This window comes from Paraburkholderia sp. SSBN10T (assembly GCF_056619545.1).
Window position 1 is genome coordinate 79,217 of sequence record NZ_JBWQQI010000002.1, and the last position, 14,078, is coordinate 93,294.

Genomic DNA, 14,078 nt, shown 5'->3' on the forward strand with positions numbered 1-14,078 from the left:
GAAAAACGTGGATCACGCGGCATGCGAAACCCCGAAGAACTCATCCGCGAGAGCGTGCAACCCAAGGATTTCATCGCAGTGAGCTGGAACCTGCACAAGGGGCGCACGCCGCTCGGCTTTCAGGCCTGGCAGGCCATGCAGCGCTGGGTGCAATCGACCCACGCCGACGCCTATTTTTTGCAGGAAGCGATGGCGCGGCGCATGCCGTCGCCAGTGCTGTCAGGCGGTTTCGGCGCACCGCTGCGCGACCCGCTCGACGATGTGTGGCATTGCCAGGCCACCGAAATCGCCCGCTCGCTGGAGTTGCAGATCGCCCTCGGCCCGAACGTCTTCAAACCGTCGTGGCGGCACGGCAATGCCATTCTTTCGCCACACCCGCTCGATCTCGGCGGACGCTGGGACATCTCCGCGCACCGCTTCGAAAAGCGCGGCCTGCTGGTAGCGCGCGCCACCTTCGCCGGCCATTCGGTGACGCTGTTGTGCGCGCATCTGGCGCTCACGCGCGCGGCAAGATTGCGGCAGATGCACTGGATCGCGCACTGGATTGCGAAAGAGGCGCCGCAGGGGCCGCTCGTGCTCGCCGGCGATTTCAACGACTGGCGCAACGACTCGGTGCCGCTGTTCGGCGAACACGGTCTGTATGAGGTGGCCACCCTGCTCGGCGAATCCGGCCGGACCTTTCCGGCGTTTTCACCGGCGCTCGCGCTCGACAAGATGTTCGTGCGCGGCATGCGGCCGGTCGAGTGGATCCAGCCGACCCAGGAGACGGCCTGGCTATCCGATCATTTGCCGTATATGGCGCGTTTGCGAGTGGAGTGAGCGCAGCGCTCAGGCAGCGCCGTGACTCGCCGCTGTCGATCAGAGTTGGCGCTTTAGCGGTTACTCTGATCCCATGCAGAGCGGTCGACCAGAGTTAGCGCTTACTCCGGTCCCATGCAAGATGGTCGCTGTTGATTCCCTACAGCCGCTGCGGCGTCCAGTTGACGCTCGCCGTCATCTCTTCATCCGGCATCAGCACGCAGCCGCCGACGTGCTCGCGCGGGTCGCTGGCATTGAAGCAATCGGTCGTGTTGGTGACCGGTTCGACACACAGCAGCGCTTGCGCGGCCGGCGCAAATACCACCAGATGATCGAACGGCGCTTGCGCCGTCAACGTCAGTTGCCGGCCTTCGTCCGGCCACGCAATCGTCGCGCTGCGCGACCAGCCGGCAAAGTTGTTGTCGAGATCGAACGCATCGGCGGACATCCCTTCGCGCAGCGCATCGACCGCCGCATGCGGGCCCAGGTGAGTCGGCAGCACCTCGCCGTCGGCGTGCCACATGCCCTGCACCTGCGCATGGACGCGCGTCTGTTCGGTACGCGGGTAATACGGGTGATGCCCCATGCCGAACGGCATCGGCTGTCCGGCCAGATTGCGCGCAGACAAGGTCACCCGCAGCGTATCTCCCGCCAGTTCGATCCGTTGCAGCGCGCGGTAGCGAAACGGCCAGTCTCCCGGCGCCTGCGGATCGGGCACATGCTCGAAGTGCAGTTCCACAGAACTCGCCGTGCGTGCGCCGACCCTCCATGCGCGACGCCACGCGTGACCGTGCAGCGCGTGGGCGAAGCGGTTGCCGTCGCCGGCCAGATCGACGGTACGGCCCGCGAACACGAAGCGCGCATCGCGGATGCGGTTGCAATACGGCAGCAGCGGGAAGCTCGCCATGCGCAGCGGATCGCGTTCGTCGAGCGCCGCCTGGGTGGCGGGCCGCAACCAGTGCACCGGGCCGGCGGCGGCGCGCTCGTAGTACGCCGCAATCGAACCGCCGACGTGCGGTGCCACCAGCACGCGCATCGTCCCGCTGGCAAGCTCGATCAGTTGGGGATCGTCGAGGGCGAGCGCGTCTGCTGCAGGCAAGCGAATCGGCTTCAAGGAAACATCGCGCATGGTGAAGATCAGAAGGGCCTCGGGCGGAATGCGGCGCACCTCGGCTCACAGCGCCCGCGCGACCGAGAATCGCACGCCACAAGCCTCAGGTCAATATTATTAGTAATAATATCCTCACATCGAAGGCGATAAAAAGCCTTACACACCGTCCCACATGACGGGTTTTTGAGCGTTGTCGGCCGGATATTATTAGTGGTACCGTCAACACAATCATCACGCCCCCGGCGTCCCTTGCTTTATCCGCCGCTGCCGCGCGGCCCGCACAATGAAAAAATCGACCCAACGCCGCCCTACGATGACCGACATCGCCAAGCTCACCGGCGTGTCGCAATCGACGGTCTCGCTCGTCCTGAACAACGCGACCGGCGCGAAGTTCTCCGAGACCACCCGCAACAAGGTCCTCAAGGCGGCACACGATCTCGGCTACCGGCTCTCGCCGCGCGAACCGGTGCTGGCCTCCAAGGACGAACGCAACCTGATCGTCTATCTGGCCGACGAAATCTCGACGAGTCCGCACCCGGTCGTCAATATCGACGGCGCGCGCGATGCCGCCTACGCGAGCGGCAAGATGCTCGCGGTCTACTCGACCCATGGCAACGCGGATATCGAACAGCAGGTGCTCGAGACCACACTGTCGAATCCACATGTGTTCGGCGTGATCTACGCGACGGTCTACACGCGCAAGGTAACCTTGCCCGCTGCGCTGTCGCGCGTGCCGACCGTGCTGCTCAACTGCTACACGAGCGAGGGCGGCCAGTCCTCCGTGGTGCCCGCCGAAGTCGCGGGCGGCCATATCGCCACCGAGTACCTGCTGAACGCCGGCCATCGGCGCATCGGCTACATCAACGGCGAGCCGTGGCAGGACGCCTCGAAAGACCGCCTGAAGGGCTACCGCACCGCGCTCGCCACCGCCGACCTGCCGTTCGCTCCCGAGCTGGTGCGCGACGGCGACTGGAGTTCGGGCCTCGGCTTCGAACACACGCTCTCGCTGATGCGCGAGCCTCATCCGCCGAGCGCGATCTTCTGCGCCAACGACCTGACCGCGCTCGGCGCGATCGAAGCCTTGAAGCAGCTCGGCCTGCGGGTGCCCGAGGACATTTCGGTGCTCGGCTATGACGACCAGGAAATCGCCCGCCATACCCATCCGCCGCTCTCCACAGTCGTACTGCCGAACTATGAGCTGGGCCGCTGGGCGGTCGAAACCCTGCTCCAGGAAGAACAGAATCGCGCCGCCGGCGCGCCGGTACGACACCGCATGGTGAAGCTCGACGGTCCGCTCGTCGAACGCGCCTCAGTGAGGGTAATTACCGAGGCAAAACAGCCCGCAATTAATATTATTAGTGATTGACCGATAATAATTCCGAGTGGAATAATCAGCACGTCCGGTCAAACGGCGCGCTGGTGCCAACCGGCAGGAGAAACACTAAAAAGCAAAGACACCTCACCAGGTACTGGAGGAAGACATGGCATCGCTCGAACGGCAATCTCGTCGGCAGCGTCGTCGGCTGACCGCATCCCCGCTGGCCGCATCGCTGGTGGCATTGGCACTCGGTTTCGGCATCGCAACGGCCCATGCCGACGACGATGCCCTGCCCAAATTGCCCAGCAAGACACCGCTGAAGGTCGGCTTCGCGCAGACCGAAAGCAACAATCCGTGGCGCCTCGCGGAAACCAAGAGTTTCAAGGACATCGCCGCGAAGTGCGGCTGGCAACTGGTGATGACCGATGCCAACGGCTCGAACTCGAAGCAGGTGTCGGACATCCAGAACATGATCGCGCAGCACGTCGATCTGCTGGTGTTCCCGCCGCGTGAAGAGAAACCGCTCGCGCCGGTCGTGCTGCAAGCGAAGAAAGCCGGCATTCCGGTGATCCTGGTGGACCGCAACGTCGATCAGTCGGTCGCGGTGGCCGGCCGCGACTACATCACTTTCATCGGCTCAGACTTTATCGACCAGGGGCACCGCGCCGCCGACTGGCTCGTCAAGGCCACCAACGGCAAGGCCAAGATCATCGAACTCGAAGGCACCACCGGCGCCTCCGCGGCCAACGACCGCAAGAAGGGCTTCGACGAAGTGATCGCCAAGCATCCGGACATGCAGATCATCGCCTCGCAAAGCGGCGATTTCGCGCGCGACAAGGGCCGTCAGGTGATGGAGACGCTGTTGCAGGCGCACCCCGACGTGACCGCGGTCTACGCGCATAACGACGAAATGGCGTTGGGTGCGATCGCCGCCATCAAGGCCGCCGGCAAGCAACCGGGCAAGGACATCCAGATCGTGACGATCGACGGCACCAAGGGCGGCATGGACGCGATCGCCGCCGGCGAACTGGGCGCGAGCGTGCAGTCGAGCCCGTTCTTCGGCCCGCTCGCCTGCGATGTGGCGCAGAAATACGCGAAGGGCGAAAAAGTCCCGACCTGGGTGAAGGTGTCGGACCGCTTCTACGACAAGAGCAACGTGCAGCAGAGCATGCAGTACGGCTATTGAGGCCTGCCTGACGTAGAGAGGTAGCTGGGTAGCTGAAACGGGGCCGTCCCCTTATGGTCTCCGAGGGGAACGGGAAGGGTTCGGAGCGACGCGCCCGTGCCACGACGGGCCGTCGCTTCGCTTTGTCCTGCGGACGACTACTATGGGAACGTGTCGCGAGCCGCGCCCCGCGACACACGATGCCGCCGCACAGGATGCAGCAGGAGAAGACACGTGACGCAATCCCGCAGCCCCACGCCGCCGTCTCCCGGCGCCGGGCGTTCGCCGCTCCTGGAGATGCAGGATATCCAGATCAGCTTCGGCGGCGTGCCCGCCTTGCGCAACGCCAACCTGAGCGTCGCCGCGGGCGAAGTGCATGCGCTGATCGGCCAGAACGGCGCCGGCAAGTCCACCATGATCAAGATTCTCACCGGCGCGTACCGGCGTGGTGGCGGCACGGTGCGCTTCGAAGGCCGCGAGATCGATTTCCGCACACCGAAGGAAGCGCGCGAAGCGGGCATCAGCACGATCTATCAGGAGATCAATCTGGTGCCGTTCCGCTCGGTGGCGGAGAATATTTTCCTTGGCCGCGAGCCGCGCCGCTTCGGCCTGATCGACTGGCGCGCGGTGCAGCAGCGCGCCGCCGCGCTGCTCGAATCGTTCGGCTTGCAGATCGATGTGAAGAAACCCGTGCGCAGCTATTCGACCGCGATCCAGCAGATGGTGGCGCTGGCGCGCGCGGTGTCGTCGGACGCCAGGATGGTGATCATGGACGAATCCACCTCGTCGCTCGACGAACGCGAAGTGGAACTGCTGTTCACGGTGGTACGCAAGCTGCGCGACGACGGCCGCGCGGTGATTTTCGTCTCGCACCGGCTCGATGAACTCTACGCGCTGTGCGACCGCGTCACGGTGATGCGCGACGGCCAGACGGTCGCGCAAAGCACGATGGCGGAGATGGACAAGCTGCAACTGGTGACGACGATGCTCGGCCGCACGCTTGCCGCCGTCGTGCAGGAGGACAGCACGGCGCGCGAAGCCAACCTCGCGCGGCGCGGCGCGCAGGTAGTCGCAGCGCACAAGCTTGGCGCTCACCCGAAGGTGAGCGACGTCTCGCTCGAAGTGCACGCGGGCGAAGCGGTGGGCCTTGCCGGCCTGCTCGGCTCGGGCCGCACGGAGACGATGCGGCTGATGTTCGGCGCCGACCCGCTCGAACAGGGCACGCTGTCCATCGGCGGGGAAACCGTGGCGCTGAAATCGCCGCAGGATGCGATTGCGCGCGGGCTCGCTTACCTCACCGAAGACCGCAAAGGCGACGGCATCGTCCCCGAACTCTCGGTGCGCGACAACCTCACGCTCGTCTGTCTGCGCACGCTGGCCAGACACGGCGTCGTGGATGTGAAAAAGCAGCAGGCCATCGTGGAACGCTTTATCGCCTCGCTCGGCATCAAGCTGCGCTCGCCCGATCAGCCGATCCGCGAACTGTCGGGCGGCAATCAACAAAAGGTATTGCTCGCGCGCTGGCTGGCGGCCGAGCCGTCGCTGCTGCTGCTCGACGAGCCGACCCGCGGCATCGATGTCGGCGCCAAGGCGGATGTCGCGAAGATCGTGCGCGAATTGCGCGACGCCGGGCTCGCGGTGCTGCTCTCCGCGTCCGAGCTGGAAGAACTCACCGCCGTGGCGGACCGCGCCGTGGTGATTCGCGACGGCCGCACGGTCGCCGAACTCAACGGTGCGCAGATGAGCGAGAGCGCCATCATGGACGCCATCGCGTGGGGCAGCGACGGTTCATCGCAACTGGTCGAAGCGGCCCACTCGGCCCACATCGAAGACGCGCTGGAGGGCGATCGTCATGGCGCTTAAGTCGCTCAAGCCGTTGGGTCACGAAGCGGCTCAGCCGCTTGCCGCGCAGACGCCGTTGTCCGCTCAGGATGGCGCAGCGAAGGCGCAGGCGCAGAAGCGGCACCGCGTGGCCATCCAGCGCGAAGTCATCGTGCTGCTGGCGATGCTGGTGTTCAACCTGCTGTTCACGCCGCATTTCTGGTCGCTGCAAACCTTCAACGTCAACCTGACGCAGGTGGTGACGATCGTGATCGTCGGCATCGGCATGACGCTGGTGGTCGCGACGGGCGGCATCGACCTGTCGGTGGGGGCGTCGATGGCAATCTCCGGCGCGCTCGCACCGATGCTGTTCATGAACATCCCGGGCGCGGGCGGGATCGCCCTCGCCTTCGTGCTGCCGGTCCTTGCCGCGGCCGCCTGCGGCGTGTTCAACGGCCTGCTGGTCACGAGGCTCTCGGTGCAGCCGATTGTCGCCACGCTGGTGCTGTTCATCGCCGGGCGCGGCATCGCCCAGGTCGTCACCGACGGCAGCCTGCAGGCCTTCGACAACCCCGCCTTCCAGTGGATCGCGCTCGGCAAGGTGGCCGGCGTGCCGTTCCAGGTGCTGCTGATGTTCGCGCTGGTGGCGCTATTCGTGTGGGTGGTGCGCAAGACGCTGTTCGGCCAGTACCTGCTGATCACCGGCGGCAACGAGAAAGCCGCCTATCTGTGCGGCGTGCCGACCGCGCGCGTCAAGCTGATCGCCTACACCATCTGCGCGGCGCTGGCGGGGCTGGCGGGGCTGATTTCGATCTCGGTGAATTCGTCGTCGGACGCGAATGTGGTCGGCCTTGGCATCGAACTCGATGCGATCGCCGCGGTGGCGGTCGGCGGAACCGCGCTGACGGGCGGCAAGGCGTATATCGGCGGCACGCTGATCGGCGCGCTGATCATCCAGTTGCTGCGCTTCACCCTGCTCGCGCACGGCATTCCCGACGCCGCGGCGCTGGTCGTCAAAGCCGCGATCATCGTGGCTGCCGTGTACGTACAACGGCGCTCGCGCTGACCCGGCACCTCCATGCTGCCCAGGCTGCGCGCGCTCCCCCAGACTCCGGACTCGACGCGATGAAAAAGAATCTCCCCATCCTGCTCGCGCTGGCCGTACTCGTGGTGCTCGGCCTCGTGCGCTACGACCACTTCGGCTCGGCCTACAACATCAATTCGTTCTGGCGCTACAACTCGATGTTCGCGCTGATTTCGGTCGGCATGGCGTTCGTGATCATCACGGGCGGCATCGACCTGTCGGTCGGCACGGTCGCGGCGCTGGCCAGCGTGGTGGCCGCGCTTACCAGCAGCTATGGCGGCTGGGTGGCCGTCCTGGCAGGCGCCGCAGCAGGCCTCGCGGTCGGCGTGCTGAACGGGCTCGTCATCACGCGCCTGAAAATCCTGCCCTTCATCACGACGCTCGCCACCAGCCTGGGCGCACACGGCGTGGCGCTGCTGCTCGGCAAGAACGATGCAGTCTCGATTGCCGCCGGTTCGAACTTCGCCGGCTTCGGCCAAGGCGACCTGTTCGGCATGCCGATCCCCGGCCTGGTGGCGGCCGTGGCGGCGCTGGCCGGCTGGCTGGCGCTGCGCAGCACGCGCTTCGGACGGCATTCGCTCGCCATCGGCGGCAGCGAGGAGGCGGCGCGCCTGATGGGCCTGAACGTGGACCGCACGCTGGTGACCGCCTACGCGGTGAGCGGCCTGCTGGCGGGCATGGCGGGTGTGATCCTGGCGTCCCAGTTCGGCGCCGGACAGCCCAACGAAGGCGTCGGCTGGGAGCTGTTCGCGATCTCGGCGGTGGTGCTGGGCGGCACGCTGCTGACCGGCGGCGAAGGCTCGATTGCGATGACCATTGCCGGCGTGCTGCTGCTCGGGCTGGTGTTCAACCTGCTCAACTTCGAAAACGGCCTCGGGTTCATCAGCCTCTCGGCGTACTGGCAATCGGTGATTCGCGGGGTGTTTCTGCTGCTGGTCATCGTCATGCAGGCCCGTGTACTGAAACAGCGCTCACGCAAGCGGAGCGCCGTGGCGAGTTGAATGGAGCGTTGATTTTCCTCACCTTTTGCCAGTCCCGGCAGCAGGGACAATGCTGCACTGCGCGACGGGTTTCGGTATCATCTGAACCCCGGCTGTATCCCCGCCGACATGCTCCGCCGCCTGCCGTTCCAACGTCGAAACCGCAAACCCGGCAACCGCTTGAGCAGCCTCAACGCCGCGCCGCCACCCTCGGACCGCGAGCGCGGTAAAATAGCGGATTACGCATCATTTTCCTTAAGCAATCGGAGAGCAACGGGTCAGCGCAGCATCGCCCTTGCCGTGCCGGCCGGCTATTGGTCTGGCCGTCCTTGTTTTCGCACCATCCAAGAAGCCATGAGCAACCTGAATTCACAAACCGTCCTGAGCGTCCACCACTGGACCGATACGCTGTTCAGCTTCACCTGCACGCGCGACCCGTCGTTTCGCTTCGAAAACGGCCAGTTCACGATGGTGGGCCTCGAGGTCGACGGCAAGCCGCTGATCCGCGCCTACAGCCTCGCGAGCGCGAACTATGAAGAACACCTCGAATTCCTGAGCATCAAGGTTCAGGACGGCCCGCTGACGTCGCGCCTGCAACATCTGAAGGTGGGCGACCAGGTCCTGATCGGCAAGAAGCCGGTCGGCACGCTGATGGCGGACAATCTGCTGCCGGGCAAGACGCTGTGGCTGCTGTCCACCGGCACGGGCCTCGCGCCGTTCATGTCGATCATCAAGGATCCGGACATTTACGACCGCTACGAACGCGTGATCCTGACCCATACCTGCCGCTTCGTCGACGAACTGGCCTACAAGGAATACATCACGGACCACCTGCCGGCGCACGAGCACCTCGGCGAACTGGTGCAGGAAAAGTTGCTGTACTACCCCACCGTCACGCGCGAAGCGTTCCAGAACCGCGGCCGGATCACCGAACTGATCGAAACCGAAAAGCTGTTCGCCGACCTAGGCGTGCCGGGCTTCTCGCTGGAACACGACCGCGTCATGCTGTGCGGCAGCCCGCACATGCTGCGCGACACGCGCAAACTGCTCGACGACCTGGGCTTCCAGGAAGGCAGCAACAATGCGCCGGGTCACTACGTGGTCGAAAAGGCGTTCGTAGGCTAAGCCAGGCCACGCGCTTTGCGTGACGCATCTCGCCCAGCGCCGCGCGCTGAGCCTCAGGAAACCGGAGCCTTCGCGCTCCGGTTTTGCTTTTCTGGGCGTCCTTCGGGAAGGTCGCTCGCCTCCGTTGTCCTTCCCGCGCATTACACCAACGCGCCCCTACTCTGAGGCAGGTTGTGGCGATTCGCGGCAACGTATGCAATCGTCGGATTTGCCGCCGTGTCCAGTTACAAATACCGGGCGCGCCTTTACCTTCGATGTAGGCGTTTTTCCTACAGCCAAAACGCCTGTGACAAGTCAAGCGTTACGCAAAAAACCCACGCCAACCCTTATCCCATCTGCTTCTTTTCTTTTTTTTAAGATATGATCCCGGCCATCATCGCTTGCTGTCACACCCCACCAGGGTAACAGCGGATATGTTACTGAATGTAAATTTCGTTACGCTCCACCGTAGCGATTTGTCGGTTGCGTTGTCGTGTGCAACGGGCACATCTAGAGGCCAGAGATTCGCATGCGTTCCCTTGTCTTCGCGCCGTCAATGCGCGCCCGGTTTGCTGTATACGCAGCATCGTAAGCGGGAGAGTCATGGATACGTCGATTGTCGTTCCGATCACCGCGCATGTGCCGGCCTCCATCACCCGCGACGGGTTCGATGGGCTTAACGCTGCCGAACCGGCGTCTGCAGCAGACTCCGCCTCTATTCACCTCCACACTCCGCCGTCGCACAAAGACCGTGCCGCCGAGCGCGAAATTGCGCGCCTGCGGGCCCGCGTGCGCGAACTGTCCACTGAACTCGTGCACGCCCAGGAAGCCGCCTGCCACCGCGTGGCGAGCGAGCTGCACGACAGCGTCGGGGCCGAACTGACCGCCACGCGTTTTGCGCTCGCCGGTGTCGAAACCTGGCTGCCCGCCGACGCCCCGCCGCAATGCGCGGCGGCGCTGCAGGTGGCCAACCGCTCGCTCGATACCGTCTGTGAGGCCACCCGCCACGCCGTCGCCGAACTGCATACGCCCGCGCTCGAAGCCGGCATCGTCGGCGCGCTGTCGCAATGGACCGGCGACTTCGCCGCGCGCACCCAGTTGCGCACCAGCTTTGTCTGCGCCGCCGACGTGCGGCTCACGCGCCTGCCGGCGGACGCCGCGCTGGCGATTTTCCGGGTCGCCCAGGAAGCGCTGAACAATATTGCCAAGCACGCACGCGCCAGTGCGGCGGACGTTCGCATCGAAGCCAGCCGCCGCCACCTGACGCTCGTCGTCAGCGATAACGGTATCGGTCTCGCGCCGCGCGCCCGCATGCGCCGCGGCCATTTCGGCCTCGCCGGCATGCGGGCCCGGTGCGCCGCGTTCGACGGCACCGTCAAGATCAGCACGGGCTGCCGCGACGACGCCACACAAGCGCGCGGCACCACGGTGCGCGCGCGTTTCGCCTGGGATGCCATGCTTGCCGGCGCAGTGTGCGTCGAGCGTCGCGCCGCCGGCGCCGTCCCTCTTTCTTCGTGAGCGTGCCGTCATGAGCCTGCGTATCCTGCTTGCCGACGACCACGCAGTCGTGCGTCAAGGTGTGCGTCAGTTGTTGATGGACCGTGGCGTCGCGCGAGAGGTGGGCGAAGCCGAAACCGGCGCCGAAGCCCTCGCCGCGGTCGACAAGCACGTCTACGACGTGGTCCTGCTCGACATCTCGCTACCCGACATGAACGGCGTCGAAGTGCTCAAGCGACTGAAGCGCAAGGCGCCGCGCGCGGCGGTGCTGATGTTCTCGATGTATCGCGAAGACCAGTACGCGGTCCGGGCGCTGAAGGCGGGTGCGGCCGGCTATCTGTCGAAAACGGTGGACACCGTGCAGATGATCTCCGCCATCCAGCAGGTCGCGGCGGGCCGCAAGTACGTGAGCCCGGCGATGGCCGAGGCGCTCGCCGACTACGTCTCGTTCGACGGCGAACAGTTGCCGCACGAGAAACTGTCCGACCGCGAATATCAGACCCTTTGCATGCTTGCCTCGGGCAAGCGCCTGACCGACATCGCCAATGCGCTGTCGCTGTCGGTCAAGACGGTGAGTGTGTACCGCACGCGCCTGCTCGAAAAGATGAAGCTGAGCAACAACGCCGAACTCACCTTCTATGTCATGAGCAACCGCCTCGTGGACCTGAATCCGGCCGTGGCTGGATAAGGGCTACGAAGGACCGCCATCGGCTGCGGCACCACGCCGCGCCGTTTACACTTTCCGACGTTTTTAGGCGAATCCCGCCCGCTCGTGTCACTGTCGCGAAAAAGCCTTGCCGCAAGGGCCCGTTAAGGGCAACGCCGCTGCTCATTGCCTCGCCCTTGCATGCCTCACCGCCCGCCCCCACGGCACCCGCGCCTGCCATCCCGGAAAGGTGCCGTGTCTCACATCCGCTAAAATCTCCGGTTTTTCCGACATTCGGCGCGCAAGACGCGTGCACTACTGGAGACCCACGCCAATGTCCCTGTTTCGCAAGAAAAGCGTCGAGCATATGCTCGCCGCCAGTACCCAAAGCGGCGGCTTGAAGAAAACCCTCGGCGCGCTCGACCTCACTTTCCTCGGTGTCGGCGCCATCATCGGCACCGGCATTTTCGTATTGACCGGCACCGGCGCCGTACAAGCCGGCCCGGCGCTGATGCTGTCGTTCATCGTGGCGGCCATCGCCTGCGGTTTCGCGGCGCTCGCTTATGCCGAATTCGCCTCGACGATTCCGGTCGCCGGCTCGATTTACACCTATTCGTACGCCACGCTCGGCGAACTGGCCGCGTGGATCATCGGCTGGGACCTGATGCTCGAATACGGGCTCGCCACCTCGGCCGTGTCGGTCGGCTGGTCGGGCTATCTGCAGTCGCTGCTGTCGGGCTTCGGCATTGCGCTGCCGGTCGCGCTGACGGCCGCGCCCGGCGCGCTGCCCGGTCACCTGACGTTCTTCAACCTGCCCGCCTTCCTCGTGATGATGGCGATTACCGCGCTGCTGTCGGTGGGCATCCGCGAATCCGCGCGGATCAACAACATCATGGTGGCGATCAAGGTGACCGTCGTGCTGCTGGTGATCGCAGTCGGCGTGTTCCATGTGACGCCCGCCAACTGGCATCCGTTCATGCCGAACGGCTGGAACGGCGTGTTCGGTGCGGCAGCGGTGATGTTCTTTGCGTTTATTGGCTTCGACTCCGTTTCGTCCGCGGCGGAAGAGGTAAAGAATCCGAAGCGCGATCTGCCGGTCGGCATCATTGCCTCGCTCGGCGTGTGCGCAGTGCTGTATGTGGCGGTCGCCGCGGTCGTCACGGGTATCGTGCCGTCGGCGCAGTTCGCCAATATCTCGCACCCCGTGTCCTATGCGTTGCAGGTAGCCGGTCAGAAATGGGTGGCGGGCTTTATCGATCTGGGCGCCGTGCTCGGCATGCTGACCGTGATTCTGGTCATGGCCTACGGCCAGACCCGCGTGATCTTCGCGATGTCGCGCGACGGACTGCTGCCCGCCAGGCTGTCGCGCGTGCATCCGCGTTTTGCGACGCCGTTCTTCACCACGTGGCTGGTCGGCATTTTCTTCGGCCTGATCGGCGCGCTGGTGCCGCTCAACGTGCTCGCGGAACTGATCAATATCGGCACGCTGGCGGCGTTTTCGATGGTCTCGATCGCGGTGCTGATCCTGCGCAAGACCCATCCGGAACTGCCGCGCGCCTTCCGCTGCCCCGGCGTGCCGGTCGTGCCGGTGCTCGCCGTGGCGTCGTGCCTGTTCCTGATGGTGAACCTGAAGTTGGTCACCTGGGTCGCCTTCTTGGTCTGGCTGGTGATCGGCATGGCGATCTACTTCGGCTACTCGCGTCGGCACTCGAAGCTTGGGCACGCAGCGCAGCACTCGGGCGCGGTTCGCAGCAGCACTGAACAACCCCTGGTGTAGAACTGAACGCCGCCCACCGGCGTCCATCCTCCTGAAAACGGCACGTCTGCTAACGCAGCGTGCCGTTTTTTATGCCCGGCAGCCGCGCCCCGCGCACCGTGCCAGGCAGCGGACGATTTCCCCCGATAGCAGCTCTCGCCGATTTGTGCTTTACTTTTCGGTGGAACCATAAAAACACAGCACCAACCGAAGCGAGCCCTCATAGCAGGCAGGCGGAAGGTAGTGACGATGGGCCCGCGCCGGTCTCGATCCCCCAAGGAGACAGTTCATGGCGATCAGCATCAGTCTGACGGTCAACGGCGCGCCCGTTACCGCCGAAATCGAACCCCACACCCTGCTTGTCCAGTTCCTGCGCGACCAGCTCCGGCTCACCGGCACGCATATCGGCTGCGACACCGCCCAATGCGGCGCCTGCACGATTCATCTGAACGGACGCGCGGTCAAATCGTGCAACATCCTCGCCGTGCAGGCTGAAGGCACGGAGATCACCACCATCGAAGGGCTCGCCAAAGACGGCGAACTGCATCCCATGCAGGCTGCGTTTCGCGCCTGCCACGGCCTGCAATGCGGCTTCTGCACGCCGGGCATGGTGATGAGCGCGACCTCGCTCGCGCAACGGCAGCCCGATCTCACCGAAGCGGACGTGCGCGCCCAGCTCGACGGCAACCTGTGCCGCTGTACGGGCTATCACAACATCGTCAAGGCCGTGCTCGAAGGCGCTGCCGGCATGAAGTCCGGCGCAGCCACGCTGGCGACCGACAAAGTCACCGCCTGAGG

General features: G+C 64.9%; 12 protein-coding genes. 11 read left to right on the forward strand and 1 reads right to left on the reverse strand.

Annotated elements, in window-relative coordinates:
* The first annotated feature begins 21 nt into the window (after positions 1–21).
* On the forward strand, positions 22–819 hold the full coding sequence (locus tag AC1ECK_RS02965) for an endonuclease/exonuclease/phosphatase family protein (RefSeq protein ID WP_480315715.1): 798 nt from the start codon (positions 22–24) through the stop codon (positions 817–819).
* A 139-nt stretch (positions 820–958) separates the two neighbouring features.
* On the opposite strand, the gene AC1ECK_RS02970 is transcribed toward AC1ECK_RS02965, so the two are convergent.
* On the reverse strand, positions 959–1,927 hold the full coding sequence (locus tag AC1ECK_RS02970) for an aldose 1-epimerase (protein ID WP_480315717.1): 969 nt from the start codon (positions 1,925–1,927) through the stop codon (positions 959–961).
* 295 nt (positions 1,928–2,222) lie between these two features.
* On the opposite strand from AC1ECK_RS02970, the gene AC1ECK_RS02975 reads away from it, so the two are divergent.
* The 10 genes from AC1ECK_RS02975 (at position 2,223) to AC1ECK_RS03020 (ending at position 14,076) form a co-directional block, all read left to right on the forward strand.
* On the forward strand, positions 2,223–3,275 hold the full coding sequence (locus tag AC1ECK_RS02975) for a LacI family DNA-binding transcriptional regulator (protein ID WP_480316452.1): 1,053 nt from the start codon (positions 2,223–2,225) through the stop codon (positions 3,273–3,275).
* Between the two features lie 115 nt (positions 3,276–3,390).
* Positions 3,391–4,413 (forward strand): ABC transporter substrate-binding protein, encoded by a 1,023-nt coding sequence (locus tag AC1ECK_RS02980; protein ID WP_480315719.1) that lies wholly within the window; start codon positions 3,391–3,393, stop codon positions 4,411–4,413.
* A 276-nt stretch (positions 4,414–4,689) separates the two neighbouring features.
* The gene (locus AC1ECK_RS02985; protein ID WP_480316454.1) at positions 4,690–6,255 is read left to right on the forward strand and encodes a sugar ABC transporter ATP-binding protein; all 1,566 of its coding nucleotides are present in this window, start codon (positions 4,690–4,692) and stop codon (positions 6,253–6,255) included.
* A 13-nt stretch (positions 6,256–6,268) separates the two neighbouring features.
* Positions 6,269–7,279 (forward strand): ABC transporter permease, encoded by a 1,011-nt coding sequence (locus AC1ECK_RS02990; protein ID WP_480316456.1) that lies wholly within the window; start codon positions 6,269–6,271, stop codon positions 7,277–7,279.
* A gap of 59 nt (positions 7,280–7,338) precedes the next feature.
* Positions 7,339–8,298 (forward strand): ABC transporter permease, encoded by a 960-nt coding sequence (locus tag AC1ECK_RS02995; RefSeq protein ID WP_480315721.1) that lies wholly within the window; start codon positions 7,339–7,341, stop codon positions 8,296–8,298.
* 333 nt (positions 8,299–8,631) lie between these two features.
* The gene (locus AC1ECK_RS03000; RefSeq protein WP_480315723.1) at positions 8,632–9,402 is read left to right on the forward strand and encodes a ferredoxin--NADP reductase; all 771 of its coding nucleotides are present in this window, start codon (positions 8,632–8,634) and stop codon (positions 9,400–9,402) included.
* A gap of 582 nt (positions 9,403–9,984) precedes the next feature.
* The gene (locus AC1ECK_RS03005) at positions 9,985–10,899 is read left to right on the forward strand and encodes a sensor histidine kinase (RefSeq protein ID WP_480315725.1); all 915 of its coding nucleotides are present in this window, start codon (positions 9,985–9,987) and stop codon (positions 10,897–10,899) included.
* Positions 10,900–10,909: 10 nt separating this feature from the next.
* Positions 10,910–11,566, forward strand: a complete 657-nt coding sequence (gene rqpR, locus AC1ECK_RS03010; protein WP_480315727.1) for a response regulator transcription factor RqpR — start codon at positions 10,910–10,912, stop codon at positions 11,564–11,566.
* Between the two features lie 292 nt (positions 11,567–11,858).
* Positions 11,859–13,301 carry a branched-chain amino acid transporter BcaP gene (gene bcaP / locus AC1ECK_RS03015; protein ID WP_480315730.1) on the forward strand — a complete coding sequence of 481 codons (1,443 nt, stop codon included), beginning with the start codon at positions 11,859–11,861 and terminating at the stop codon, positions 13,299–13,301.
* A 268-nt stretch (positions 13,302–13,569) separates the two neighbouring features.
* Positions 13,570–14,076, forward strand: coding sequence for a (2Fe-2S)-binding protein (locus AC1ECK_RS03020; RefSeq protein WP_480315732.1), 507 nt, complete (start codon positions 13,570–13,572; stop codon positions 14,074–14,076).
* Positions 14,077–14,078: the final 2 nt, after the last annotated feature.

What these genes read in the sequence shown, in the direction of transcription:
- AC1ECK_RS02965 (WP_480315715.1), top strand. Translation starts at nt 22, where the DNA reads ATGCGAAACCCCGAAGAACTCATCCGCGAGAGCGTGCAACCCAAGGAT.
- AC1ECK_RS02970 (WP_480315717.1), bottom strand. Translation starts at nt 1,927, where the DNA reads ATGCGCGATGTTTCCTTGAAGCCGATTCGCTTGCCTGCAGCAGACGCG.
- AC1ECK_RS02975 (WP_480316452.1), top strand. Translation starts at nt 2,223, where the DNA reads ATGACCGACATCGCCAAGCTCACCGGCGTGTCGCAATCGACGGTCTCG.
- AC1ECK_RS02980 (WP_480315719.1), top strand. Translation starts at nt 3,391, where the DNA reads ATGGCATCGCTCGAACGGCAATCTCGTCGGCAGCGTCGTCGGCTGACC.
- AC1ECK_RS02985 (WP_480316454.1), top strand. Translation starts at nt 4,690, where the DNA reads ATGCAGGATATCCAGATCAGCTTCGGCGGCGTGCCCGCCTTGCGCAAC.
- AC1ECK_RS02995 (WP_480315721.1), top strand. Translation starts at nt 7,339, where the DNA reads ATGAAAAAGAATCTCCCCATCCTGCTCGCGCTGGCCGTACTCGTGGTG.
- AC1ECK_RS03000 (WP_480315723.1), top strand. Translation starts at nt 8,632, where the DNA reads ATGAGCAACCTGAATTCACAAACCGTCCTGAGCGTCCACCACTGGACC.
- AC1ECK_RS03005 (WP_480315725.1), top strand. Translation starts at nt 9,985, where the DNA reads ATGGATACGTCGATTGTCGTTCCGATCACCGCGCATGTGCCGGCCTCC.
- rqpR (WP_480315727.1), top strand. Translation starts at nt 10,910, where the DNA reads ATGAGCCTGCGTATCCTGCTTGCCGACGACCACGCAGTCGTGCGTCAA.
- bcaP (WP_480315730.1), top strand. Translation starts at nt 11,859, where the DNA reads ATGTCCCTGTTTCGCAAGAAAAGCGTCGAGCATATGCTCGCCGCCAGT.
- AC1ECK_RS03020 (WP_480315732.1), top strand. Translation starts at nt 13,570, where the DNA reads ATGGCGATCAGCATCAGTCTGACGGTCAACGGCGCGCCCGTTACCGCC.